Here is a 25,078-nt window from a genome sequence, read left to right as displayed (position 1 = left end):
AACACAACAACAGTACAAAGTATGTTCAACCAAAAAATATCATTCACAAAAATAGTAGCAACAGGATTGCTTATTGCAAATTGCCATTTGGTACCTGTTTTTGCTCAAACGAAAAAAACTACAGCGACAGAAAAAAAAGATCCACAGCGTTTTTTCTCAAAGCCTGATTTGATGCAGATTGGTGTTTATTATTATCCGGAGCAATGGCCTAGAGAGCAATGGGAACGCGACTTAAAAAACATCAAAAAACTGGGATTTGAATTCACGCATTTTGCAGAATTTGCCTGGACGTATATGGAACCGGAAGAAGGGAAGTATGACTTTAAATGGCTCGATGACGCTTTGGCAATCGCCGAAAAAGAAGGTTTAAAAGTGATTCTTTGCACCCCAACACCAACTCCGCCGGCATGGATGGGGGAAAAGTACCCTGAAATTTATCTGGTAGATGCAAGCGGACGTCGCAGAGAGCATGGAAACAGAGCCAATCAATCGGTTTCAAATGAAAAGTACAGAGCATTTGTCGAAAAGATAGTGACTGAACTAGGAAAAAGATACGGAAAAAATAAAAACATTATGGGCTGGCAAGTGGATAACGAGCCGGGAGCTCCGGATGATTTTAGTCCATCTGCACAAAAAGGATTTCAAAAATGGTTAAAGGCAAAATACGGTACAATCGAAAAATTGAATGCCGAGTGGCTGGGAAGTTTTTGGAGTATTCGCTATAACAACTTCGAACAGATAGCCATTCCAAATGCTGAGATTTATTTTGAAGACAAACTGAGTCCGCATGCCATATTAGATTTCAAAAGATTCACGGCAGATTCACAAGCCGAATATTTGAATTTACAGGCAGAAACACTTCGAAAATATGTTGATCCAAAACAATGGATTACGACCAACTATACAAATGTAGTTTATGGTGCAGACCCAAGAAGAACCGATAAGATGGATTTTGCTACCTATACCATGTATCCGGTTAGTGGGAGAAATCAATTAGGAGGTCAGAATTTTAGAATGGGGCATCCGAATAAAATATCGGAAGCGAATGATTATTACAGATCGATTAACGGAGTTACCGGAGTTATGGAAATGCAGCCGGGTCAAGTGAACTGGGCGAGTATTAATCCGCAATTGCTTCCGGGAACCGTTCATATGTGGATTTCACAAGCTTTTGGAGGAGGCTGCTCTTTCACCTGCACCTATCGATACAGACATCCGCTGGGAAGCAGTGAGATGTACCATGACGGAATCGTAGGCACGGATGGTGTAACCTTGACTACAGGAGGAAAAGAGTTTGTACAGTCAATCGAAGATATGAAACTGCTTCGAAAAGAGTACAATCCGAAAGCGGTACTTCCTGCTGATCTTGCCAAAAGAAAAACAGGATTTTTATGGAGTCATGAGAATCTGTGGGATTTGGAAAACCAAAAACAAACGGAGTTCTGGAGTACGTGGAGACATCGAAATACCTATACTTCAGCAATAAAATCAACCGGTGCACCAATGGATTTTATTACAGAAGAAGATGATTTTTCTGCTTATCCGTTTATTGTAGCACCGGCTTATCAGCTGATCGATCAGAAATTGGTTGACAAGTGGACGAAATACGTAGAAAATGGTGGTAACCTGATTTTGTCCTGCCGTACCGGTCAGAAAGATAAAAACGGGCATTTCTTTGAGGCTAAATGGAGTGCACCTATCGTTCCGTTAATTGGTGCTGATGTAGACTTTTTTGATATGCTTGTGGCGGATGTAAATGGAACCATAAGTTCTGGAAACAATACCTATAAATGGAATAGCTGGGCAGATGTTTTAAGTCCGAAAGCGGGAACAGAAGTTTTAGCAACGTATGCTGATCAGTTTTATAAAGGAAAAGCGGCAGCAATTACCAGAAAACTGGGGAAAGGAACGGTTACGTATGTAGGAGCAGAGAGTAAAGATGGTGATCTGGAAAGACAAGTGGTGAGATCGGTTTACGAACGTTCCAAAGTTGCTATCGAAGATTTGCCAAAAGGGGTTTTTGTAGAATGGAGAGACGGATTTTACACAGGAGTAAATTATACCAATGAGCCGATACAGTTACCAATTCCTCAAGGAAGCAAAATTTTGGTCGGACAAAATCCTTTACAACCGGCTCAGGCGATTATTTGGAAATAAAAGTCAGACACGAATTTCACCAATGAGCACGAATTTTTTTAAAGTATGCGCATAATAATTCGTGAATTACTTCGTCCCTCCGCTATCGCTCGGGTCGTGGCGATAAAAGGTTTGTCAGATTGGGAAAACAAACAAAATATTATTCGCGTTAATTTGTGAAATTCGCGGCAAAAAAATAAAAAACAATTTTAATATAGTATCAATGATTTTTTCAGAAGCAACTATTCAGGATTTAGTAAAAGAACATTACGGATTAACCGTTACCGTAAAAGCATTAAATGGATATGACGAACTGAACTTTCTTTTATCAAATGAGAAGAATGAAAAGTATATTCTAAAAGTTTCAAACGAAAGTCACCCATTTCCTTTTTTAGAAGCGCAGATCAATATCATTCAGCATCTAAAAAAGAGCCCTGTTTCAAATTGTTTTCAGCATTTCAGTATCAATAAACATGGAGAAGAACTGACCAAAATTGTTGGTAATTCTCAAACATACTATATCAGAATACTGAACTTTTTGGAAGGTGTTTTTTGGGTGGATGAAAAAGCTAAAACAAAAGAATTACAGTATGACCTGGGAAGCTTTTTAGGAAAGATGGATCATGCTTTACAGGATTTCTCACATCCTGCCATGCACCGCAATTACACTTGGGACATCAGTCGTGCGAGTGAAGCAGCAGACAATTTAAAATACATTCTAAATCACGAAAAAAGGCGTATTGCGGGATATTTCCTCTTGCAGTTTGATACTGAAGTCTTGCCTCAATTGCATCGCTTGCGTCATGCGTATGTGCATAACGATGCCAATGATTATAATGTACTGGTACAGGACAATCATGTTAGCGGTTTAATCGATTTTGGAGATATGGTTTATACTGCTTTAATCAACAATTTAGCGATAGCCTGTACGTATGCCATGCTGGATGAAGAAGATCCGCTGGCCGTTGCAGCATTGATCGTTGAAGGATACCATAAATCGTATGCTTTAACCGAGCAGGAATTGGATGTATTGTATTACCTGATTGCCGGAAGACTTTGCATCAGTGTAACACAATCGGCTTACAATGCCTCATTAGACAGCAACAACGAACACCATTTTATTACCGAAAAACCAGCATGGAATCTATTGTTTAAACTGATTCAGATTAATCCAATCAAAGCGCAGGATGCTTTTAGAAAAGCCTGTGGTTTTGAAGGAGTAATTACTACGGATGACTACAGTGATTTATTGGAAGTTAGAAAAAAGAAAATAGGACGTAATTTAAGCATTGGTTATCAGGACAAATTGAAAATTGTAAAAGGTGCTTTGCAATATTTGTACGATGATAAGGGAAGAACCTTTATAGATTGTGTCAATAATCCTTCGCATGTGGGACATTGTCATCCGGTCGTGGTTCGAAAAATGCAGAAACAGATTGCCACTTTAAATACCAATACCCGATATTTAAATGACGCTATAACAGCTTATGCCGAAAAACTTACAGCAACCTTACCTTCAAAGCTGAGCGTTTGTTATTTCGTGAATTCGGGGAGTGAGGCCAATGATCTGGCGATTCGAATGAGCCGTCATTTTACCAAACAAAAAGATATTATTGTATTGGATCATGCCTATCACGGAACTTCTACCGTTGCAATGGAAATGAGTCCGTATAAATTTGACAGTAAAGGAGGATTCGGTCAGATGCCTTGGATACACAAGGCGATTAATCCTGATTTGTATCGCGGCCCTTATAAATATGGAGATACCAATGCGGGAGAAAAATACGCAGCCGATGTGCAAAGAATTATAGAAGATCTGCAGAAAGAGGACAAAGCTCCTGCGGTATTCATCTGTGAAACCTTATTGGGAGTAGGAGGTCAGATCCCGTTACCGGAAAATTATTTAAAAACAGCGTATGATTATGTCAGAGCTGCCGGAGGAGTTTGTATTGCTGATGAAGTTCAGGTTGGATTTGGACGAATCGGAGACCACTTTTGGGGCTTCGAATTACAAAATGTAGTTCCGGATATCGTTGTATTAGGAAAACCAATTGGTAACGGACATCCTCTGGCTGCGGTGATTGTAACGGAAGAAATTGCGGATGCCTTCAACAACGGAATGGAGTATTTTAACACCTTTGGCGGTAATCCCGTATCGATGACTACAGGATTGGCCGTATTGGATGTGATTCAGGAAGAAGAAATGCAGCAGCATGCTCTGGAAACGGGAAATCATTTAATGGATGGTCTTAGAAAGTTAATGACGAAATATCCAATTATTAGTGATGTTCGCGGACATGGTCTGTTTGTTGGTGCCGAAATGGTAAAAGACAGAACGACCATGGAACCTGCTGTTCCTGAAATAGATATTGTAGTAGAAAAGATGAAAGCTCATAGTTATTTATTAAGTACCGATGGACCTTTACACAATGTTTTGAAAATAAAACCTCCTATGACATTCAACAAACAAAACGCTGATGAAATGGTGCGATTATTAGATATTGCTTTAAGCGAGTTGTAGGCACCTAGTAATACACAATATTGTCATTTCGAGGAACGAGAAATCTTCACATCAATATTCTACAAAGATTGAAATACTTTGTCGAATTACTTGCGAAGATTTCTCGTTCCTCGAAATGACAAACTCCAATTAATAAAAGAATAAAAATGAATAACCATACTATTCTTTCTAAGGCTACCGTTCCTCTTGAAAGTCTCGAAAAACAATTAGAAGGTAAATTATTCTACGATCATACCATGCGCTTGCTTTATGCAACTGATGCGAGTGCCTATAAAGAAATGCCGCTCGCAGTTGCTATTCCAAAAACAAAGGAAGATATTCAAAAGATCATTGCTTTTGCGAGAGAGCATAAAAGCAGTGTAATTCCGCGTGCTGCCGGAACATCGCTGGCGGGACAGGTTGTGGGGAACGGAATCATAGTAGATATTTCACAGGAGTTTACCAAAATTATATCGGTCGATGAGATCGCTAAAACGGCATGGGTCGAGCCCGGAGTTATACGTGATGAACTGAACCTTCATTTGAAATCTTATAAGTTGTTTTTCGGACCTGAGACTTCAACGAGCAATCGCTGTATGATTGGCGGTATGGTGGGTAACAATGCCTGCGGTGCAAGATCCGTTATTTATGGATCGACCCGCGAACATGTGCTTGAAATCAAAGGTTTTTTGGCCGATGGTCACGAAGTCACATTTGGCGCGTTAACCAATCCTGAATTTGAAGATAAGTGCAACGGAATTAATGTGGTAAGCCCCTTAGAAAAGGCCATTTATGTTCAGGCAAAAGAAATACTGTCGTCAGCCTCAAACCAAATTTTGTTTGAAGACCATTTTCCTAAAAAATCAATTCCCAGAAGAAATACCGGTTATGCTTTAGATTTACTGGCCGATACAATGCCTTTTAAAGATTTAGAAGAGCAATTCAACTTCTGCAAATTAATAGCAGGATCTGAAGGAACTTTGTTCTTTTCGACTGCTATAAAATTGAATTTGGTCGACGCGTTAAAACCTTATTCTGCATTGGTGTGCATTCATTTTGAAAGTATTAATGAATCACTTAAAGCCAATATTGAGGCTTTAAAATTTCAACCGGACAGTGTGGAATTAATCGATCATTATATTCTGGAATGTACAAAAGAAAATATTGAGCAAAGCAAGAATCGTTTTTTTGTAAAGGGAGATCCTCAGGCAATTTTAGCCGTTGAATTTTTAAGAGACTCTCCTGAAGAAATTGACACCATTGCCAAAGAAATGGAAGCTTTGCTGCGTTCTAAAAATTTAGGGTATCATTTCCCAATTGTTTATGGCGAGGATACCAATAAAGTGTGGGCTTTGCGTAAAGCAGGACTGGGTTTGCTGTCTAATATTCCCGGTGATGCCAAAGCGGTTGCCGTAATTGAAGATACAGCAGTAGACGTAAACGATTTACCGGATTTTATAGAAGATTTTAATGCGGTCTTAAAAAAGCGAAATCTAAATTGTGTACACTATGCGCATGCGGCAACAGGAGAATTGCATCTTCGTCCTATAATTGATTTAAAAACGGAAGAAGGGACTATACTTTTCAGAACTATTGCGACAGACATTGCGCATTTGGTTAAAAAGTACAAAGGCTCTTTAAGCGGAGAACATGGAGATGGAAGACTTAGAGGGGAATTTATTCCGCTGATGTTAGGAGAGGAAATCTATCAATTGTTTGTTCAGATTAAGGAAGTCTGGGATCCATGGGGTATTTTCAATCCTGGTAAAATTGTGAATACACCACCGATGGATACAAACTTAAGGTATACCGCCGGACAGGATACTCCGATGCCGGAAACCTATTTTGATTTTTCGGAACACAATGGAATCTTGCGTGCTGCCGAGATGTGTAACGGATCCGGAGATTGCCGAAAAACCGAAAAAAGCGGTGGCACCATGTGTCCGAGTTATATGGCAACACGGGACGAAAAACATACCACGCGCGCCAGAGCAAACATGCTGAGAGAGACGATAACCAACTCTACCCAGGCTAATAAGTTTGATGATGATAATCTTGTTGACGTTTTAGATTTGTGTTTGAGCTGTAAAGGCTGTAAATCAGAATGTCCTTCTAATGTGGATATGGCCAAATTAAAAGCCGAAACGTTACAACAATATCACGACAAAAATGGAGTTAAATTTCGTTCCAGACTTATCGGGAATACTCCTAAAATAAACAAAAGGTTTGCCGCGATTCCGTGGATGTATAATTTATCCACAAAAGGGGTCTTTGGGAATGTGGTTAAGAAAACAACAGGTTTTGCTACAGCACGAAAATTGCCTTTGATGCATAAAATTACTTTCGCCAAGTGGATGAAAACGTATCGTCAAAAGGGTGATTTTAGTAACGGAAAAGTATACCTGTACAACGATGAATTTTTAAATTATTATGATGTTGAAATAGGGCAGACTGCGGTACAATTGCTGAATCGTTTGGGTTATCAGGTCGAAATTCCAAAAATTGGGATTAGCGGCAGAACTTATCTTTCGAAAGGAATGTTAAAAGAAGCACGTGAAATTGCCGAACAAAACATTAGAGATTTTGAGCAGGCGATTCCACAGGATGGTATTCTGATTGGAATTGAACCCTCGGCGATCTTAAGTTTTAGGGACGAGTATCCCGATTTATGTCGAGGAGAATTACAAGTGAAAGCAAAAAACTATGCTGCAAAAGCTTTCCTGATCGAGGAATTTTTGGCAAAAGAACTGGAGGAAGGCAGAATTTCTTCTGATAGTTTTACTAATAAGCCTGAGCGTGTACGCATGCACGGACATTGTTTTCAAAAAGCCTTATCGTCATTGGTACCTCTTAAAAAGATACTGACTTTGCCCGTAAATTATACCGTTTTGAACATTCCGAGTGGTTGCTGTGGCATGGCCGGGTCTTTTGGCTATGAAAAAGAGCACTATGAGTTGTCGATGAAAATAGGAGAGTTGGTTTTGTTTCCAGCCATTCGTTCTGAAGAAGAAGCCACTCTAATCTCTGCCTCAGGTACCAGCTGCAGGCATCAGATTGCTGATGGTACAGGTAGAAAAGCACAACATCCTGTTGAGATCTTGTATAAAGCGTTAAAATAGGCTGTAATGGACCGTTTTTGAGTTTTTAAATAATTCTAAAATGTAGAAAATAGGTTTTATCGCTGAAATAAAGGTGTTTAACTTTCAAAAAAACAAAAAGTGTAGTAGAAATAGTTTTCGACGAACGATTTTTTTATCTCCGGTAATCAGGACTGTGGCAACTTGTTAATCAATTGTTTATAGTTTGTTGATAAATAATAGCTTAAGTTTATTTTTTTAACAAGCATTCAAAAGAATAATATTTAAATTTGAGTAGAGGTTAAAGGTTTGTCATTTTAAAACATCTATTATGGAAAAAGCTATAAAACTAAAAGTTCGCAAGGAATTAGATGGTCGCCAACAGTTGAATATTATAAAACTTAAAGGAAGTTTAATTTCTAAAGGGTATACAGAAATCATACATATTCTGGATCAGGATGATGAATTTCATATTAACTCTTTTGAAACACGATCTGAAAGTACTAACGAAGTTCAGGAGTTTATTACCGCTTTTATAGACAAAGAAAACCTAGCAGATACAATCTCGTTTTACAAATAATACTTTTGCAGTAAGCGATAAATAATGCATAAAAAACAAGAACCCCGTTTCGGTATAGAAACGGGGTTCTTTGTTTTAAAATAGTTTGTTCTAAGTCTAAGTTCTAAGTTTCAGGTTTCAGGTTTCAAGTTTCAAGTTGAAACAGAATGTTTATCACATCCCACCTCCTAAAGCTTTGTAAAGTAAGATTTGTGCATTTGCATTTTTCAACTGAATCTCTACAAAATCAAGCTCGGCCTGCAATTTGTTTTTTTGCGCATTGATGATTTCAAGATAATTGGCATAACCACTCAGATACAAATCATTGGAAACATTTACAGCAATTTCAAGATGCTCAATCTCTTTAGATTTATATTTCAGCACATTTTCAAAAGCTTCAGTTCGGTGCAGTAAAGCACTTAGTTCGTTATAAGCGGTTGTAATGGTGTTTTGATATTGAAGAAAAGAAATTTCCTGTCTTCGGTTGGCAGTAAAAAATTCCTGTTTGATTTGTCCTTTATTGAATATCGGAGCAGTGATTCCGCCTAATAATTGCCAGGCAAACGAACCGCTGTCAAAAAAAGTAGTCAAAGAGAAGGAGTTCATTCCTACGTATCCACCTAAATTTAGAGTTGGAAAGAAGGCTGCACGAGCCGCTTTAGCATCTGCATTTGTAGCCCTCAATTCAAAGTAAGCTTCCGATACATCGGGTCTTTTGTGTATGATAGAGTCTACACTTATTTTTTGATTTAAGACTTTAAGATAACCCGATGAAAAATCGGTGTTTCTTTCGATTTTTCCGCCGTATTCTCCAAGCAGTGTAAGTAGTGCCTTTTCTGCCTGATCGATTTTAAGATTTAATTGTTCTGCCTCAGCCAATATATTGTTGTTTTGCGCATTGAATTGCTGTACGGCAAGTTCTGTGGCTTTTCCAACAGATCGCTGTGCCGAAACGATATGCAGTGCATGCTGTTGTGTATCAAGGTTTCGCTTGTAAATTAGCGCTTGTTTGTCTAAGGCTACCAATTCGTAGTACAGCTCTGCTATATCGCCTAACAGTTTAGTCTTCAGCAATCGCATTCCTTGTTGAGAGGCAAAATATCGGTCACGTGCCGCTTTCTTCCTATTGCTTAGTTTTCCCCATATATCAGCTTCCCAGGATACTTTTCCTCCCAGAAAAAAGTTTGGAGTAGTACCTGTTGCGATTCGTTGTCTGTCGGATATATTCTGAGACAAATTAGTATCAAAGTTACCAACGCCCTCCATGGTGTATTTTCCATAACGAGTTCCCGAAGCATCGGCCTGAAAATCCAATGAAGGCAATAAAGCCAGTTTAGCTGCTTTCAGATGCGAGTTGGCTATTAGAATACGCTGTTCCATGATTAAATAATCCGGATTCTGAGCCATGGCTTTGTCTAATAATTGTTCTAGTTTTTCATCTTTAAAATAAGTGGCTGTTTGCAGCGGAACAAAAGTTGTTCCGCTGTCAGCAGCTTTTTTTGACGTAACATCGAAATTTTTGGGCAGTGCTTTAGCGGCCAGATTATCATTAACTTTTGGAGCAGAACAAGCTGTCAATAACAGAATTCCGGTGACCAATAGGAGTGAGAATGACTTAAACTTATGGTTTTGATCAGTAACTGCTTTAAATTGATTTATTGATTTTTTCATTATTGTATTTATTTTTTCAGTGCTTTTTCAAGTTTTGCAAACAGTATATAAAGACCCGGTATGATAACAAGTCCAAACACCGTTCCGATGAACATTCCTCCGGCGGCGGCTGTACCAATGGAACGGTTACCAACGGCTCCCGCACCCGAGGCGATACATAAAGGAATCAGTCCTGAAATAAAAGCAAAAGAAGTCATTAAGATAGGTCGGAAACGCAGTCGGGCTCCTTCGATGGCAGCCTCGGTAATATCTCGTCCGATTTTGTTCTGCGCCATCGCAAATTCTACAATCAGAATGGCATTTTTGGCGAGTAATCCGATCAGCATGACGAGTGCTACCTGAGCATAAATGTTATTGTCGAGTCCAACCATTAAAAGCGCGAGATACGATCCAAACACCCCTACAGGTAAACTTAAAAGTACCGGAAACGGAAGCAGTAAACTTTCGTATTGGGCAGCAAGAAGTAAATAGACAAACAGTATACATAAAGCAAAAATGTAAATCGTCTGATTCCCGGACAGAATTTCTTCACGCGTCATACCTGACCATTCCAGTTCAAACCTGCTCGGAAGTTTTTCGGCAGCTATTTTCTCCACAGCGGCAATTGCCTCACCGGAGCTATATCCGTCAGCAGGCTCTCCGTTGATCATGGCCGACATGTACATGTTGTATCGGGTTAAAACTTCAGGACCGTACACACGTTCCAGTTTGATGAAGGTCGAGAACGGAACCATTTCGCCGGCATCATTCTTAAGGTACATATCCAGAATACTTTCGGGATTCTTCCTAAATTGAGGACTGGCCTGAACCATTACTTTATACATTTGTGAGAAACGAATAAAATTAGTGGCATAAAATGAACCCAGCATCGTTTGCAGAGTCGACATGGCATTGTCTACCGAAACTCCTTTTTTAGCTGCCTGATCGTAATCAATATGAATCAAATACTGGGGGAAAGTAGCATCAAAACTGGTAAAAGAGTTTTGTATTTCAGGTGAAGCATTGAGTTCCTTGATAAAATTTTTAGTTACGGCATCGGTATTAGTAATCGTTCCGCCGGATTTGTCCAGTAAGCGAAGTTCAAAACCACTCGTATTTCCAAAACCGGGTACCGTTGGCGGTGCAAAAATCTCAATCTGAGCATCAGAAATGTTTTTTGTTTTCTCTCCCAGTTTGGTGATGAATTCGTTAACCGAGATATCACGATCTTTCCAGTCTTTCAAATTGATCATTCCCATTCCGTAAGAAGCTCCTGCAATTTCGGTGACAATACTGTATCCGGCAAGAGTAGTCACGTTGTCGACTCCCTTAATTTCTTTGGCTAATCGGGTAACCTCATCCAGTACTTTTTCAGTACGTTCTACCGTGGCTCCCTGAGGAGTAGTCACACTTACATAAACCATCCCTTGATCTTCAGAAGGAATAAAACCACCCGGAACAAATTTGCTGGTTCCCCAGGTAAGCAGACAGAATAAAACCAATAATCCAGCAGTAACAGTAGTACGATCTGCAAATTTTGCCAGTATTTTGATATAACCTGCGGTTACATTATCAAACCATTTATTAAAACCGTCGAAGAAACGATTCAGTAAAGAGGTTTTCTTCTCGTCCGGATTATGCGGTTTAAGTAAAATAGCACAGAGCGCGGGAGTTAAAGTAAGTGCATTGATACCTGAAATTACGATACTAATCGCCATGGTTAAAGAGAACTGTCTGTAGAAAACTCCAACAGGACCGCTAAGAAAGGCAACAGGAATAAACACGGCACTCATTACTATGGTTATGGCAATAACAGCTCCCGTAATTTCTTTCATGGCACTTATAGTTGCCGGAAGTGGAGCCATATGTTCTTCGGAAATTTTAACATGGACGGCTTCGACCACTACAATGGCGTTGTCGACCACAATTCCGATCGATAGTACTAAAGCAAATAAGGTTAGCAGGTTGATCGAAAAGCCCATCATTGACATGAAAGCAAACGAACCAATAAGCGCTACTGGTACGGCTAAAACCGGTATTAAAGTAGAACGCCAGTCCTGAAGGAATATAAAAACCACAAAGGCTACCAGAATAAAGGCTTCGACGAGTGTTTTTAAAACCTCATCGATCGATGCGTCCAGAAAGCGCGATACATCGTAAGCAATATTGTAATCCATTCCGGGAGGGAAGGAAGTCTTTTGAAGTTCGGCCATCTTTTCTTTTACACTGGCAATTACTTCAGAAGCATTCGAACCCGGACGCTGTTTTAGCATGATAGAAGCCGAAGGTTTACCATCGGTTTTAGAAACCATTCCGTAACTCATCGATCCAAATTCGATCTTAGAGATGTCTTTTAATTTTAGAATAGTTCCATCTGAATTGGCACGAATCGGAATTTCTTCATACTGTTTAGGTTCGTAGAATTTTCCTCCGTATTTGATCACATATTGAAGCTGATTGTCCAATTGTCCGGAACCTTCACCTACTTTTCCGGGTGCGGCAGAGATGTTTTGTTTTTGAAGAGAAGCAATTACCTCATTTGCCGATATAGCATAAGAGAGCATTTTTTGAGGATCAAGCCATACCCGCATCGAGTATTCTTTTTGCCCCATAATTTCAGCCCTTCCAACACCATCAATACGTTTCAGTTCCTGTAGAATGTTGATATCGGTGAAGTTAAAGATAAATTGCTCGTCCTGAGTTTTATCCGTACTCGTAATATTCAGATACATCAGCATACTGTTCACTTCTTTCTCGGTCGTTACTCCGGCGCGAATTACCTCTTCGGGCAACTCATCGAGTATAGTAGTCACACGGTTTTGAACGTTTACAGCTGCGAGATCCGGATCGGTTCCGACTTCAAAAAAGACTTGTATTAGCGTCAGACCGTCGTTTGAAGTGACCGTTGACATATAGGTCATACCGGGAACACCATTAATAGCGCGCTCTAAAGGCAGTGCGACGGCATTGGCCGAAACTTCGGCATTGGCTCCTGTATATTTAGCCGTTACCGTTACAGATGGCGGAACAATATCAGGAAATTGTGTAATAGGCAACTGAAACAAGGCCAGTATACCGAGGAGTACTATCATAACCGAAATGATTAACGATAGTATTTTTCGTTTGATAAATAACTCTATCATTTTATATTTTTTTGATACTAATTAATAAGGAACTATAAGCTTGCGTTTTGGATGTTAATTTTGTCACCGTCCCGTAGTGATTGAGTTCCTTCTTGTACAATCAGGTCATCACTTTTTAATCCTTTGTTGAGGATAAACACATCGTCAAGCGTACTTCCAATACTAATGTTGGTCATTTTTACAATTCCTTCTTTGTTGACAAGAAAAACAAACTGTTTGTCCTGAATCGAAAAAACAGCTTTTTGTGGAATTAGAATCACATTCTTTTTAGGTTCTGATATAATTAGTTTTCCCGATGTTCCGTGTTTGATAAAACCTTGCGGATTATGAAACTTTGCTTTGTACTGAATAGAACCCGTTTGTCGGTCAATTTCACCGTCGGCAGTCCTTAATTCGCCTTTTTGGTTGTAAACGACTCCATTTGGTAATTCCAGTTTAATGTCGCCTCCTGGTTTGTTCAGACTCTTGTCGGTCATCATTTGAAAATAGATGTTTTCAGGGATCGAGAAATAAGCGTAGATATCATCCAGTTGAGAAACCGTTGTCAGTAGAGAGCCATTTTCTACAAGACTGCCTTCTTTGAATGGGATACGATCGATCGTTCCGTCAAATGGAGCTCTGATAGTGGTGAAACTAATCTGCTGATTAATTGCTTTTCGTTCAGCAACTGCATGGGCAACTTTGGCAGAAGCGGCTTCATATTTAGCTTTAGAAAGTTCCAGTTCTTTATCGGCAATTACTTTCTTGTTAAACAGGGTTTGTGCCTGCTCAAGCTCGACTGTAGCAATTCGGAGGTCTGCCATGGTACTTTTGTAGACGGCCTGAGCTTTTAGTAATTGTATTTGCAGCTCGACATCACTGATTTTAAAGAGTAGTTGTCCTTTTTGCACCTTTTGTCCTTCGCTCACATAAACCTTATCCAGTAATCCGGGAATGCGTACATGTATTTCTACATTGTTTTTGGCATGCACATCAGCCACAAAACGGTTAGAAACGATCGTGTCCTGCAAGGTGACTTTGTAGACGGGCAGTGTTTTGATTTTCGAAGTCTCTTTTTTGGTTTTATCTCCACAAGAGCTCAGAAATAAAACAGATAAAACAATTAACAAGAATTGATTTTTTGTAGTGTTCATAATGAATTTTTAAATAGGGGTATATAAATGAAGGTGCTCCCCAACACTGATTTGCAGGGAGACATGAATAATTTAAATGTTAAATAAGGGATATTGTAACGACTACTACTTTTAGAGAGCAGTAACGCTTGGAGAAAATATTTTTATATCACAAGCTGTCCTTTGCAATAAAACACAGAAAGTGCATTGCATAAGAGGAATATAAAAATGAAACGGATTATGACCTAGAATAACTGGTACAGGTGCAGGTGAGTATGACGCTGAATCTGGTAGACCGTAGCCATACCATAAATTAAGCGATTTTTGAAAATTCTGAATGGTACTAACTTGGTATAGTACGGTGTTTTTAAAGTACTGCTGTCTGAAGTTGTAGCACGGTGTTTGATCTTCTTTTTGACAATGAAATGAATGTCAAGATCTTTGGGACTAACCAAAGCGGAAGATGAAAATTGAGGTACTTCTGAAGCAGTGAAGTTTTCCTGAAGCTGACAAATCGTAAGTTCAGCAGTATGTTTACCAGATTCTCCTCCACTTAAAAAAGGGAGTAAGAACAGCAAAATAATACCTATGAACTTTAATGGTTTCATGTATGCAGTAAAGAATTGTAGCTTGTCGTCTGTAAAGACAACTTCTATTTGATATGGGCCAAATATAGGCATTTGCAAAATAAAGGATTCTTAAAATTTTAAGAAAATATTAAAAATTGAGGATAGGATAACATTCCGGAAAGACACCATTCATTTTTAGGATGGTTTTATAGAGGCTTGATGTTATAAAAACAGAATTCATTCTTAATTTTGTAAAAAGAGAAAGAAGCACTAAAATTATTGAAATGAATAAAGTATTCTCAGAACAGGGCACATTTTTATTAGGAACAGATCGATCAGAACATTTTGTTTTGAATAAACCTGCTCAGTTTAGCGAGTATACTGTTTTATTGGTTAGGGAAGGCGAGGGAATTTTTCATGCTGATTTTGCCTCTTTTCATTTTAGAGGTCCGGTTCTTTTGTTCTCAACACCTCAACAATCTATTTATATAAAAGAAAAGAAATCTCTTGTATATAGTGTTTTACAATTTCATGGGGATTTCTATTGCATTGAGTATCACAGAAATGAAGTTGCTTGTAATGGCTTACTTTTCAATAATATTTATTTAGAGCCTTCTATACCATTAACGGTTGAACAGCATCAATTATACACACAATTAATGGATCAGATTACGGATGAACTAAAGCAGAAAACTCCTTCCGAGATTGTATTGAGAGCTTATATTCAGTTGTTCTTAGCTAAATCGAGCAGTATCAAAATGAACAGCATCGAGAAGCAGGAACTTCAAAAGGATGAAAAAATGGATCAGTTTAGGCTACTTTTGGAGGAGCATTTTCTGACCCTTCACAAACCAAGTGATTATGCATCCTTATTAGCGATGACTTCTAATAATTTTACCAAGCAATGCAAGAAACGCTTCCACAAGACTCCAACGCAAATGATTCAGGAACGACAAATTCTTGAAGCTAAGAAACACCTGCACCTGACCAGAATGAGTATTAAAGAAATTGCTTTTGCTTTGAAATTTCAGGACGAATACTATTTTAGCAGGGTCTTTAAAAAAAGGACAAATATTTCTCCGCAAACCTTTAGAAAAACAACAGGAATCTCAATTGTGGCAGATTTGTCTAGTTAATATCCTTTTTCGTCCATTCTTTGCCAAACCTTCGAAAGGTAGTTTTGCTGTGTTATTTAAAAACAAATAATTTAAAAACTACAGCAATGAAAAATACTATTTTGAATACAATTGCAAATTTAGATCAGTTAGGGAAAAAAGCAGTACGTGCCGGAATCGTAATTGTTTTTTTATGGATTGGCGGACTTAAGTTCTTTACCTACGAAGCAGACGGAATCGTACCTTTTGTAGCTAATAGCCCTTTTATGTCTTTCTTTTACAATCAGCCCACCGAGTACAAGGAATTTGTCAATAAAGAAGGGGAGCTGGTTACCGAAAACCACGAATGGCAGATCGCCAACAATACGTATGGATTTGCCAATGGACTTGGAATTTTGTTAATCGGAATAGGGATTCTGGTAGCGATTCATCAATGGGCACCTTTGGCAAGTCTGATCGGAAGTATATTGGTTTTTATACTGACTATAGGGACATTATCTTTTTTAGTAACTACACCCGAAAGCTGGGTCCCGCATTTAACAGATGAGCAATATGGCTTTCCTTATTTGTCAGGCAGAGGGCGTCTGGTTCTGAAAGACATTGTGATTTTGGGAGCTTCCTTAATTACGATGAGCGAATCGGCCGCATTGTATCTAAAGAGACCGTCTTAAAAAACTAAATCGCAGTAATACCAGAAAAGCCTTTAGCGCTCGGGGCAGCTAAAGGCTTTTGCATTTTCAATTATTAAAGCTCAAAACTATTGCACGGTTACGGCATAACTTAGATTTGAGGTTGTGGTACCTCTTTTAAATCTCATTCTGTTGTATGTTCCGACAGGAACTCCGGCCGGAATTTTCAATACGGCTTTATAAGAAGTAAGACTTACAATTTCTAAAGGATAGGTGACAGCGGTGTTACTTGTATTGTAAATTTCTACTGCCGTAAGTTCATTTAATAAACCGCCTCGTACTTCAAGAGTTTCTCCTGAACGTTTAGTAGTTGGAAAACCGAATCTCTCTGTTTTGAAATAGTCAGGTTCTGTAACTTCAATTTTAAATCTGTTTTCTACACTGGCATTCTGAAGAGTGTAAGCTCCATTTTTAATGCGAAGATCATATAATCCCAGCGGCATATTTTCAGGAAGAAAGTAATACACTCCATATTCCAGAAAAGGCGCTGTCGTTTCACCGTTGCCTAAGTACACGATTTCTGCTGTGTATTCTGTTTTTCGATCGGCAGCAGATACAAAGTAAACTCTGGTATCTTTAAGACTCATCCATAAATCATTGATGATCGCCGGATCGCTCGTACCGCGATTGGTCATTTTTGCCATAAAACCTTTGGCTAGTGGCTCTTCCTGAGTTGAAGTCCATGCACGTGGCTCCTTTTGTCTGAAATCTATTTTTAGGGTGTATTTTTTTGTAGTACCAGCTTTTGAAGTAACTGTAAAAACGGTACCGTCTTTAAAAGCGACCTCCGTACCAGATGCAGGAGAGATAGTAGCCTCGGTACCCAGAATGATTTCCGGTTTAACCGTTTCGGGAAGTGTTATGTGGTTGCTCCAGGTAATTACTATATTTTCCTCAGTCAGAGCCGCACTAATCGCATTGTTTTCAGTATCCTTAATGGTAAAAGATTCAATATGGGTGTAACCCGGAACTTTTATAACATCGGCCGGAATAGTATTTACCTTGTCGATATACTCCGTTTCGCACGAAACACATGCCAATACTATAAAAAGCAGGGTCATTTGGTATAAAAAGACAGGATTATGTATTCTTTTAGTCATGATTGTGTTGTCTGTTTAATTTTTACTTGATTTTATTTATTAGTTTTGCCACTTATTGGATAAGCGGGCTATTATTTTGTAAAATGCCTGTTTTACAATGCTTACGGTAATTTTATAGAGCCGTTTGTGGTCATGGGGGAATGATTTAGGGAATAGGGTATTTTGCAGTCGATCGCCGGTCAGCATTTGCTGCAGTTACTTTTATCTATTTCGTGCTCCCATGTTCTTTTTTATGCTGTTGTTAATTATTTTACCTGAGTCCAGTTATAGTTTACAGTACTGTTTGAAGATCCCGGAGTAATGCTGGTTACTTTAACCAGGTAAGCTTCTAATGCTGATGCAGGACTAGTAACTGATTGTGAATTCGTACCAGAATTAGTTCTCCAGATTACAATAGCTTTTGCAGGAGTCATAACATGTGTAAGGATGTTGTAAGAGTAGTATCCTAAGCCATAATTTGCTCCGGATATAGTTCCGTTGTATCCTAATACATTGTACGGATCTGCAGGTGAAGTACCCACGTTACCAGATGCGTTTTTAACTACAATAGCAGAGTTCCAGCTATCCCAGTCATCGCAAGTCTGATTTAAGTTAACAGTACCAACATACCATTTACCGGCATTACCTACCGGACGGATTGAACCTCCGTAAATACCTTCCCATTGAACGTTAACACCTCCAATTGCAGCCGCAACAGGAGTCCAGTTCGTATAGGTAGAAGACGGTGCAGCAGTTCTGTTTACCGTAACAGAGGTAGAAGTAACTGTACAAAGAGCTAAAGCAGATTTCTTAGTTAAATTTGATCCTTGCGATTGTTCTTTTGCTACCGCTTGTGTTTCGGCATTTTGTTCGTCAGTACTACAAGATGTAAATGAAATAGCAGCCACTGCTAAAATTGATAGAATTATTTTTTTCATAATGATTTATATTTGATAGATTAATTGGCTTCTTTCATTACCCTCGCAGTGTAAACAGGCATTTTTTATTTTCTTAAATTTAATTGGTGATCCTGAACGGATATTTCATGGTAGTTGACAGATTGTAACTTTCCATCATTAACCAGTAATCGGTATCCGGTTGAAGAGGTATTGTTGTATTGGCAGCATCTGCAAAAACATACATGACATAAAAACTTCCAATATCAAGACCTTCATTGTATTGTTTCATCTGCCATTTTTTGTTGCCTTGTGCATCTACCACAAACACTTTTGTCACCTCATATGACGGCAGGAAGTTTTGACCTTTTACAGTAAGCGGACTATCGGTACCAATCGAGAAAGTTTCAGTTGGACTTGATACTTCATTTACGACTAATTTAGGCTGTTGTATGACAACGTTCACCGTGTAAACGGCAGTTGTTCCGTCTGCTGCTTTTGTGGTATAGGTTACCGGAGTTTTGCTAAAAACAGGTATAAGTTCTTTTGCGGCAGGAGAAATAGTGGTATTTGCCGGTAATGTTATGGCAGCTTCAAGATATTGATACTCATAATAAGAAGGCAGGTAAACTGTAATGGTCTTCTTCAGATTATTTACAGCGCTATGGATGGTCTGAGTGGTGCCCGGATTGGTTACACGAAAAGATATAATTCTTTTAGCATCCAGACCGGTAACTATTTCTGTAATGGGTGCTTCTTTTACATCTGTCCATCTTTCTTCCTCACTGCTGCATCCTGTTAATAGAGTTAGTAGGGCAAAAGCTGAAGAAGCTAAGGTTGTTTTTAATGGGGTAATTTTAATATTCATGTGAATTAAATTGGTTATCGGATTTCAAATTTGGTACTTCCCGCTGGTACCATTACATATTCAAAAGTGTAATACATGTGTGGAGTGTCTTTAAACCAATCCTTAGCGCTGTATACATCTTTATAAACAGATATCATTTTGATTTTTGCGTAATTACCGTTAGCGGTTTTCAGGATAATCGTTCTGGCCGGAATTACAGTGCCGTTTGCAATTTTAAGCGATTCCCCAAGTGCATAAGCCACGTGTGCTTTTTGAGGATTCTTCCCATCCGATACCACTTCACCTCCAAAATCATACAAGTACCATCCTGTTCCGTTTCCAAATGAGCCCGCATCATCAGTACCAATAAGGTCAATTCCGGTTTTAAACTGACTGTCTGCAGGAATATCGATAACTTCATTAAAAGGTTTGGCTACAATCGTGATTCCACCCACACCTCCCGCAAGAGAGCCGTTGTTTTGTGAGTTGCTGCCATTGTTTCCGGATAAAAAGCTCGCGTAAAGTCCGCCAAAAGCCAGATCCCATTTGCGGGTTTTTTTATAAGATCCCTCTACAGCTTTATTTTCTTCAAGACTGTAGTAAAGTGTTGCTGAAGGAGCAGTAGGATTTGCATCAGAAGTACTCCCTTGGTAGTTTTTTACCTGTATTACTTTATAGAATAAACCGGTTGAAGGAATTTCGATTTTCGGATCGGCTGCCTTATTTTCGTCTGCTGAGCAGGCCGTAAACAAAACGGTTAGAAGAAAAATGACCAGTAGAGTTCCGGGCATTTTTTGGGTTAAGGTTTTGATTTTTGTCATGTTATTAAATTAATTGGTATTTAAATTTTTACTTCCGTCCTGCTGTACAAAGTATTTGAAAGTAAAATAAGGAGCAGGCCAGTTTAAATCAGTTACAGCAGGGGGATTGCCTTTGTAAGCATTTATGAGTTGTAGTTTTGCATATTTTCCATTAGGCAGACGCAGCACGTAAGTTCGATCCGGAATAGCCTGCATGATATGACTGCTTAAGCTGTAATAAAACCAACCCGCAGAGCTTTCAGAGGAAGACCATCCAATTTTAGTAACTTCACTGTTGTTAAAATCAGTATCTGAAGGTGCCTGATTGACATTTTTATAAGCCTCTTTCAATAGTATTACCGCTGTGTTTTTTGCCGGACCACCGTAACCGGGATTGTATTGGTATTTTGTATTGTTTATAAAAACTTCACTATTATAAGGCCCTGTAAAAGCAATGTCCCAGTCGTTTGTTTTCATGAATTGAAGTGAGTCCGCTTTTGTATGCAGCCAGATTTGTTTCTGATCGCTGAAGCGAAAAAGAAAAGTATGGAAACTTCTTTTTTCTTTGCCTTTTGTGTCTGTGCTCATAGAAGCTCCGGTATCTCCGGCAAGATCTGAAACTACGGTGCTTTTACCATCTACCAGACTAGCTGTTGGATTTTCGTCAGTACTGCTGCAGGAAATAAAATTCATGCTTACAATCAGTAGCAGTAAAGGCCATTTTTTGAATATATTATTTGTTATCATGATGAAATATTTAATGTAGATTATAGTATTATTGATTTTTAAAGAAACGATAGCTTATACCAGCAAGTACTATTCTTCCTGGCTGTCCGGGCATTAGCGGATCGGTGTAGTTGAAAATATTATCAGCTGTAAATCGGATACTGAGATGGTCTTTTAACAGTTGTTTTTCTATACTGGCATTCGTAAGCCAATAATCCTTCACAAAAATGTCGTATTGGTCAATGAATTGATTGCCGTTTCGATCTCCGAAAGGATACTTGCCTCTAAAATTAACCCTGATATTTGCATTAAGTTTCCACGGATTGTACCGATAGAAAATAGAGGTGTTGGCCATGTGGCGGGAACGATTTTCGATACCCCAGTAATCAGACGGACGGGGTTTGTACGAATTACCGGTTACAGGATCATGTATGTTTTGGCTATAAGGCCATTTACCCGCACTGATACTGTCTTTAATACTAAGATCTTTAGCAATTAAATATTGATAACCGGCACTTATTTCCAGATTCTTTATCGGACTGAGTTTTAAAGCAATTTCAAATCCTTTGTTAACAGCTTTCGGCAGGTTTTGATACGTATAAATAATTTGATTATTGGTTCCTGTAGCGACCTGAATGCTATTGATTTGATTGGTTATTTTATGATAAAAAAGATTTCCTTCTATTTTAAACTTTTTGGAAGGTTCTAAAACTAATCCTGCATTATAGGAAGTACTCTTTTCGGCCTGAAGATTTCCGGCAGTTTGATTGAGCACATATTGTCTGATTTCACTAATCTGACCGTCCTCTTTTAACTGCTGTAGTGTAGGAGCGAGAACCGCATTACCAATAACCAGATAATTTCCGTTAGGATTAAAGAACACCAGATAATTGGTTTTAAAATCAGGAGCTTTAAATCCTGTTCCGATACCCGTTTTAAAAGTCAGTTTAGGGGTAATGAAGTATTGTAATCCAAAACTGGGATTGAGTCTTCCTCCAAAATTGGTAGTGTGATCGTAACGGAGTCCACCCACAGCTTTTACTTTCTGAACAGGTGACCATTCGCCCTGAACATAAGAGAAAAAAGTCTGTAGAGTATTGACACCATTGAGTGATTTATCGTTCATATTCTCCAGACTTCCGCCAATCCCGCCAACAAGCTGGTACGAATTGTTATTGCTGTAGGAGAATTGCTGTTCTACGCGGTGAAGTGTCTGTTTAAAAACATCCTGACTAACAGCATTATTGCTCTGCTGCCAGGCCACACTCATATCGGCAGTATAATGAGTGAGGTAGTATCGTGTAATGCTTCTTAAGTTACTATTGAAACGGTGATCGTACGAAAGTGAAAGGTTAAGATCCTGCTCGTCCTGATGATCTCCGGAAATGTGTCCAAGACCAAAATCCTTTTGCATAAAAGAACGACGCAGACCGTAACGACCACTTAAATTTAAATAACTGTTAGCACCGGTTTGATAGCGCGATCTTCCCTGTAAGCTATAATTATCGTAGGGTGGAGAAGTGGTGCCTTTAATGTATTTTGAATTGGTATTAAAACCGTCGGTTCGATAATAATTTGCTGCTATATTGGCGGTTCCTTTATTTTGCGAGAATGGAGTTTCACCTTCAACAGTGGCATCAAGAATGTTCAACGAACCATAACTTACAGAAGTCTGTAGCTGTGGATCAATTACGCCGTGTCGGGTAATAATATTAATGGTACCGCCCAATGCTTCACTGCCGTAAAGACTGGAAGATGCTCCTTTTATGATCTCAATACGTTCAATGTTAGACACACTGATTCTGGAGAGATCGAAGTTACCATTGTTGCGTCCAACCATAGGCTGACCGTCGATAAGTACCATAATATATTCGCTGCCAAAGCCCTGCATTTGAACGCCTACAGATCTCGCTCCGCCACTAATATTGTTTACAATTGCAATTCCGGTCTGCTCTTTTAAAACCTCATCAAGTCTTCGGCTGCCCATTAATTCTATGGTTTTACGATCAATTATGGTTACGGGCATCGCACTATACTGAGCATTGACAAGACTTTCGGGATTACTCTTTTTGGAACGGCCTTTTACGCTTACTTCATTCAGATCAATACCCAGCTCCATATTAATGTGCAGTGGCTTCATAGCGGAGCCGTTCAAAACAATCTGTCGGATGTAATCTTTAAATCCCATGGTGGTAATTCTGATGTTGTAGGTTCCATTTGATACACCGCTAAATGAAAAGTACCCCGTACGATCTGATAGTACTGACTTGCCTGAAGACTCCAGTGTTACGAGAACCTTTGGAAGCGGATTTCCGGCATGATAGACAAAACCGTTAAAATCGGAACTGTTTTGAGCCTGAACAAAACTTATATACAAAACAAGCAAACAAGTAAGTATTGTTTTTTGGACAGGTGCGTTGGTGTTTTTGTTTTTCATTCTTTGTGATATCCATTGTCTAAAGGAATAAGAGTATTATTGCATAACTATTTTTATTTAGACTGTGTAAAAATAATAATTAATAATGTAGTAATAGTATTTTTTTTACAGAATGGATGGAAATTAAGTAGGTAAAAGATTATCAATATGAATTTAAACTTCAACTAAATGGTTTTAGCAAATTGTTTATTAGTATTTTAAATATTTAAATGATAAGTAGGGGATCTTTTATATTTAAGAAAAAATTAACAAATAAAAGGAGGTAAGAAAGCATGAAAGAGAGAGTTTTTTTTGAGTTATTTAGATATCAATTATTAGAAAACCGCCTCAAAAAACAAGAAAAGTGCTTTTGAAAATTTAATTAATCTCTGTTTTGGAGTTTGAATTATGTTGGATCTGAGTTGTCCTGTTGGTAATAGAATTTAAAAAAAAATCTCATTTCATTTCGAAATGAGATTAGTGAGGTTGCCATTAAGAGAGTATCTATATCCATTCTCCTGCAATATTGTGATCGTTTGGTAAATAGGTAAGATACTGCACCATGCGTGGGTTCTGTCCCTTATTAGGTGTGGCACAATGAGGTAATGCACTGTTCCAGATGATAAAATCACCCGCTTTTCCGAGCACGGGCTCCGACTTCAGTGTTTTTATTGCTTCTTCTCTGGGATTGACATTCGGATCAAGGTTGTTTAACCAGTCGTCTATTTTGTTATGAAATCCAGGAACACAATGAAAAGCACCATCTTCAGGTCCGCAGTCGGTGAGGTAGAGCAATCCCTGTATTTCAAATTGAATGGGCTGCCTTAAACTCATGTCCCAGTGAAGCGGACTTCCCAAGAAGGTAAAGTCTTTGGTTTCCGGTGGGTTGAAACTTACTTTATCGATCGTTTTGTAAATTTGGTCTGTGTGGTACAGCTGCTCGTAAGCTCTTTTAATTTTGGTCGAAAATCGGTTTCGGTTTAAAGTCTCATGATCTGAAAAATTTAGCATTAGGCCTTTTTGATCTTCGTGTCTTTCGTACCAGGTTTCTTCTTTGAAAGGATCCATTTGAAGAAAATCCCAGATGGCACGTTGCGTATCTTCACAATCTTTCTCCGAAATAGCATTTTTTAGAACCACATAACCGTTTTCATTCCAGAATTCCAGATCTTCCTGTGAGAGAACATCTGTGGTAATACCTTCAGATTCATAATTGATATTTCGTTTTCTGTTACTGATCCATATTTTAAAAGTATCAAAATCAGGTTTTTCAAAATACAAATACTGTAAAGTGTCTTCCATACCAATACCCAATTGGAACAAGGCCTTAATTTCTGCATTCCAGGTTTCGTTATCAGTCTGAACGGTTGAACCGTCCGGCTGTAAAGTGCGTTTCCATAACTTTTCAAGAACAGTTAGTGAGTCTGTCATTTCGGTAGGTTTTATCATTTATAAATCAATACTTTCAAAAGTAAGGTATTTAGAGCGGTATGCTAAAAGTAAAAATACGTGTTTTTATCTTTAGTTTATGGTTTGCATCTTGCATCTTGCATCTCACATTTTATAGTCATGCTCCGTTAAAGAACAAAATAAAGATATCGGATTTTAAATTATGACATCAGACATACTAAAACGGGTGTATTTACTTATTAATAATTGTTATTTTTTACTTATACTTGTTGGTAGTTTACGGGGCAATAGATTGATTACAAGCAGCTAAGTTCTTTAGCTCTTTTTATAGTTAAGAGTTGAATTTTTACCCTT

General features: G+C 38.6%; 17 protein-coding genes. 6 read left to right on the top strand and 11 right to left on the bottom strand.

The genetic code is table 11. The annotated features are described in order from the left end of the window. The first annotated feature begins 21 nt into the window (after nt 1-21). From OLM58_RS19260 to OLM58_RS19245, 4 genes are all read left to right on the top strand, one after another. The gene (locus OLM58_RS19260; RefSeq protein ID WP_264530204.1) at nt 22-2,157 is read left to right on the top strand and encodes a beta-galactosidase; all 2,136 of its coding nucleotides are present in this window, start codon (nt 22-24) and stop codon (nt 2,155-2,157) included. Nucleotides 2,158-2,359: 202 nt separating this feature from the next. Then, complete coding sequence (locus OLM58_RS19255) at nt 2,360-4,657, top strand: aminotransferase class III-fold pyridoxal phosphate-dependent enzyme (RefSeq protein ID WP_264530203.1); 2,298 nt, start codon at nt 2,360-2,362, stop codon at nt 4,655-4,657. Between the two features lie 146 nt (nt 4,658-4,803). Continuing rightward, entirely contained in the window at nt 4,804-7,755 is a 2,952-nt protein-coding gene (locus OLM58_RS19250; protein ID WP_264530202.1) for an FAD-binding and (Fe-S)-binding domain-containing protein, read from the top strand. A 289-nt stretch (nt 7,756-8,044) separates the two neighbouring features. Then, nucleotides 8,045-8,293: a hypothetical protein gene (locus tag OLM58_RS19245; protein ID WP_264530201.1), complete on the top strand. Its 249-nt coding sequence runs from the start codon at nt 8,045-8,047 to the stop codon at nt 8,291-8,293. A 153-nt stretch (nt 8,294-8,446) separates the two neighbouring features. On the opposite strand, the gene OLM58_RS19240 is transcribed toward OLM58_RS19245, so the two are convergent. The 4 genes from OLM58_RS19240 to OLM58_RS19225 form a co-directional block, all read right to left on the bottom strand. Next, complete coding sequence (locus tag OLM58_RS19240; protein WP_264530200.1) at nt 8,447-9,943, bottom strand: TolC family protein; 1,497 nt, start codon at nt 9,941-9,943, stop codon at nt 8,447-8,449. An 8-nt stretch (nt 9,944-9,951) separates the two neighbouring features. After that, nucleotides 9,952-13,065 carry an efflux RND transporter permease subunit gene (locus OLM58_RS19235; protein WP_264530199.1) on the bottom strand — a complete coding sequence of 1,038 codons (3,114 nt, stop codon included), beginning with the start codon at nt 13,063-13,065 and terminating at the stop codon, nt 9,952-9,954. A gap of 32 nt (nt 13,066-13,097) precedes the next feature. Continuing rightward, entirely contained in the window at nt 13,098-14,198 is a 1,101-nt protein-coding gene (locus OLM58_RS19230) for an efflux RND transporter periplasmic adaptor subunit (protein WP_264530198.1), read from the bottom strand. Between the two features lie 224 nt (nt 14,199-14,422). Further along, on the bottom strand, nt 14,423-14,857 hold the full coding sequence (locus OLM58_RS19225; RefSeq protein WP_264530197.1) for a hypothetical protein: 435 nt from the start codon (nt 14,855-14,857) through the stop codon (nt 14,423-14,425). Nucleotides 14,858-15,030: 173 nt separating this feature from the next. Here OLM58_RS19225 and OLM58_RS19220 point away from each other — a divergent pair, with 173 nt between their 5' ends. Together OLM58_RS19220 and OLM58_RS19215 are read left to right on the top strand one after the other, a co-directional pair. Next, nucleotides 15,031-15,882, top strand: a complete 852-nt coding sequence (locus OLM58_RS19220; protein ID WP_264530196.1) for a helix-turn-helix domain-containing protein — start codon at nt 15,031-15,033, stop codon at nt 15,880-15,882. A gap of 86 nt (nt 15,883-15,968) precedes the next feature. Next, nucleotides 15,969-16,532, top strand: coding sequence for a YkgB family protein (locus tag OLM58_RS19215; protein WP_264530195.1), 564 nt, complete (start codon nt 15,969-15,971; stop codon nt 16,530-16,532). Nucleotides 16,533-16,618: 86 nt separating this feature from the next. Here the strand turns inward: OLM58_RS19215 and OLM58_RS19210 are convergent, their stop codons facing one another. The 7 genes from OLM58_RS19210 to OLM58_RS19180 all read right to left on the bottom strand — a co-directional run bounded on the left by OLM58_RS19210 (nt 16,619) and on the right by OLM58_RS19180 (nt 24,745). Beyond that, nucleotides 16,619-17,650 carry a hypothetical protein gene (locus OLM58_RS19210; RefSeq protein WP_264530194.1) on the bottom strand — a complete coding sequence of 344 codons (1,032 nt, stop codon included), beginning with the start codon at nt 17,648-17,650 and terminating at the stop codon, nt 16,619-16,621. A 245-nt stretch (nt 17,651-17,895) separates the two neighbouring features. Beyond that, nucleotides 17,896-18,567, bottom strand: a complete 672-nt coding sequence (locus OLM58_RS19205) for a hypothetical protein (RefSeq protein WP_017497173.1) — start codon at nt 18,565-18,567, stop codon at nt 17,896-17,898. Between the two features lie 79 nt (nt 18,568-18,646). After that, nucleotides 18,647-19,393: a DUF5018 domain-containing protein gene (locus tag OLM58_RS19200; protein ID WP_264530193.1), complete on the bottom strand. Its 747-nt coding sequence runs from the start codon at nt 19,391-19,393 to the stop codon at nt 18,647-18,649. Nucleotides 19,394-19,407: 14 nt separating this feature from the next. Beyond that, the gene (locus tag OLM58_RS19195; RefSeq protein ID WP_264530192.1) at nt 19,408-20,193 is read right to left on the bottom strand and encodes an HmuY family protein; all 786 of its coding nucleotides are present in this window, start codon (nt 20,191-20,193) and stop codon (nt 19,408-19,410) included. Nucleotides 20,194-20,202: 9 nt separating this feature from the next. After that, nucleotides 20,203-20,919, bottom strand: coding sequence for an HmuY family protein (locus OLM58_RS19190; RefSeq protein WP_264530191.1), 717 nt, complete (start codon nt 20,917-20,919; stop codon nt 20,203-20,205). Nucleotides 20,920-20,947: 28 nt separating this feature from the next. Next, nucleotides 20,948-23,335, bottom strand: coding sequence for a TonB-dependent receptor (locus OLM58_RS19185; protein WP_264530190.1), 2,388 nt, complete (start codon nt 23,333-23,335; stop codon nt 20,948-20,950). Between the two features lie 483 nt (nt 23,336-23,818). Further along, nucleotides 23,819-24,745 (bottom strand): phytanoyl-CoA dioxygenase family protein, encoded by a 927-nt coding sequence (locus OLM58_RS19180; RefSeq protein ID WP_264530189.1) that lies wholly within the window; start codon nt 24,743-24,745, stop codon nt 23,819-23,821. Nucleotides 24,746-25,078: the final 333 nt, after the last annotated feature.

It is taken from the genome of Flavobacterium sp. N502540 (assembly GCF_025947365.1).
GTDB lineage: Bacteria > Bacteroidota > Bacteroidia > Flavobacteriales > Flavobacteriaceae > Flavobacterium.
Note: the sequence above shows the minus strand (reverse complement) of the source record. Positions and strands in the feature narration are given on the sequence as shown.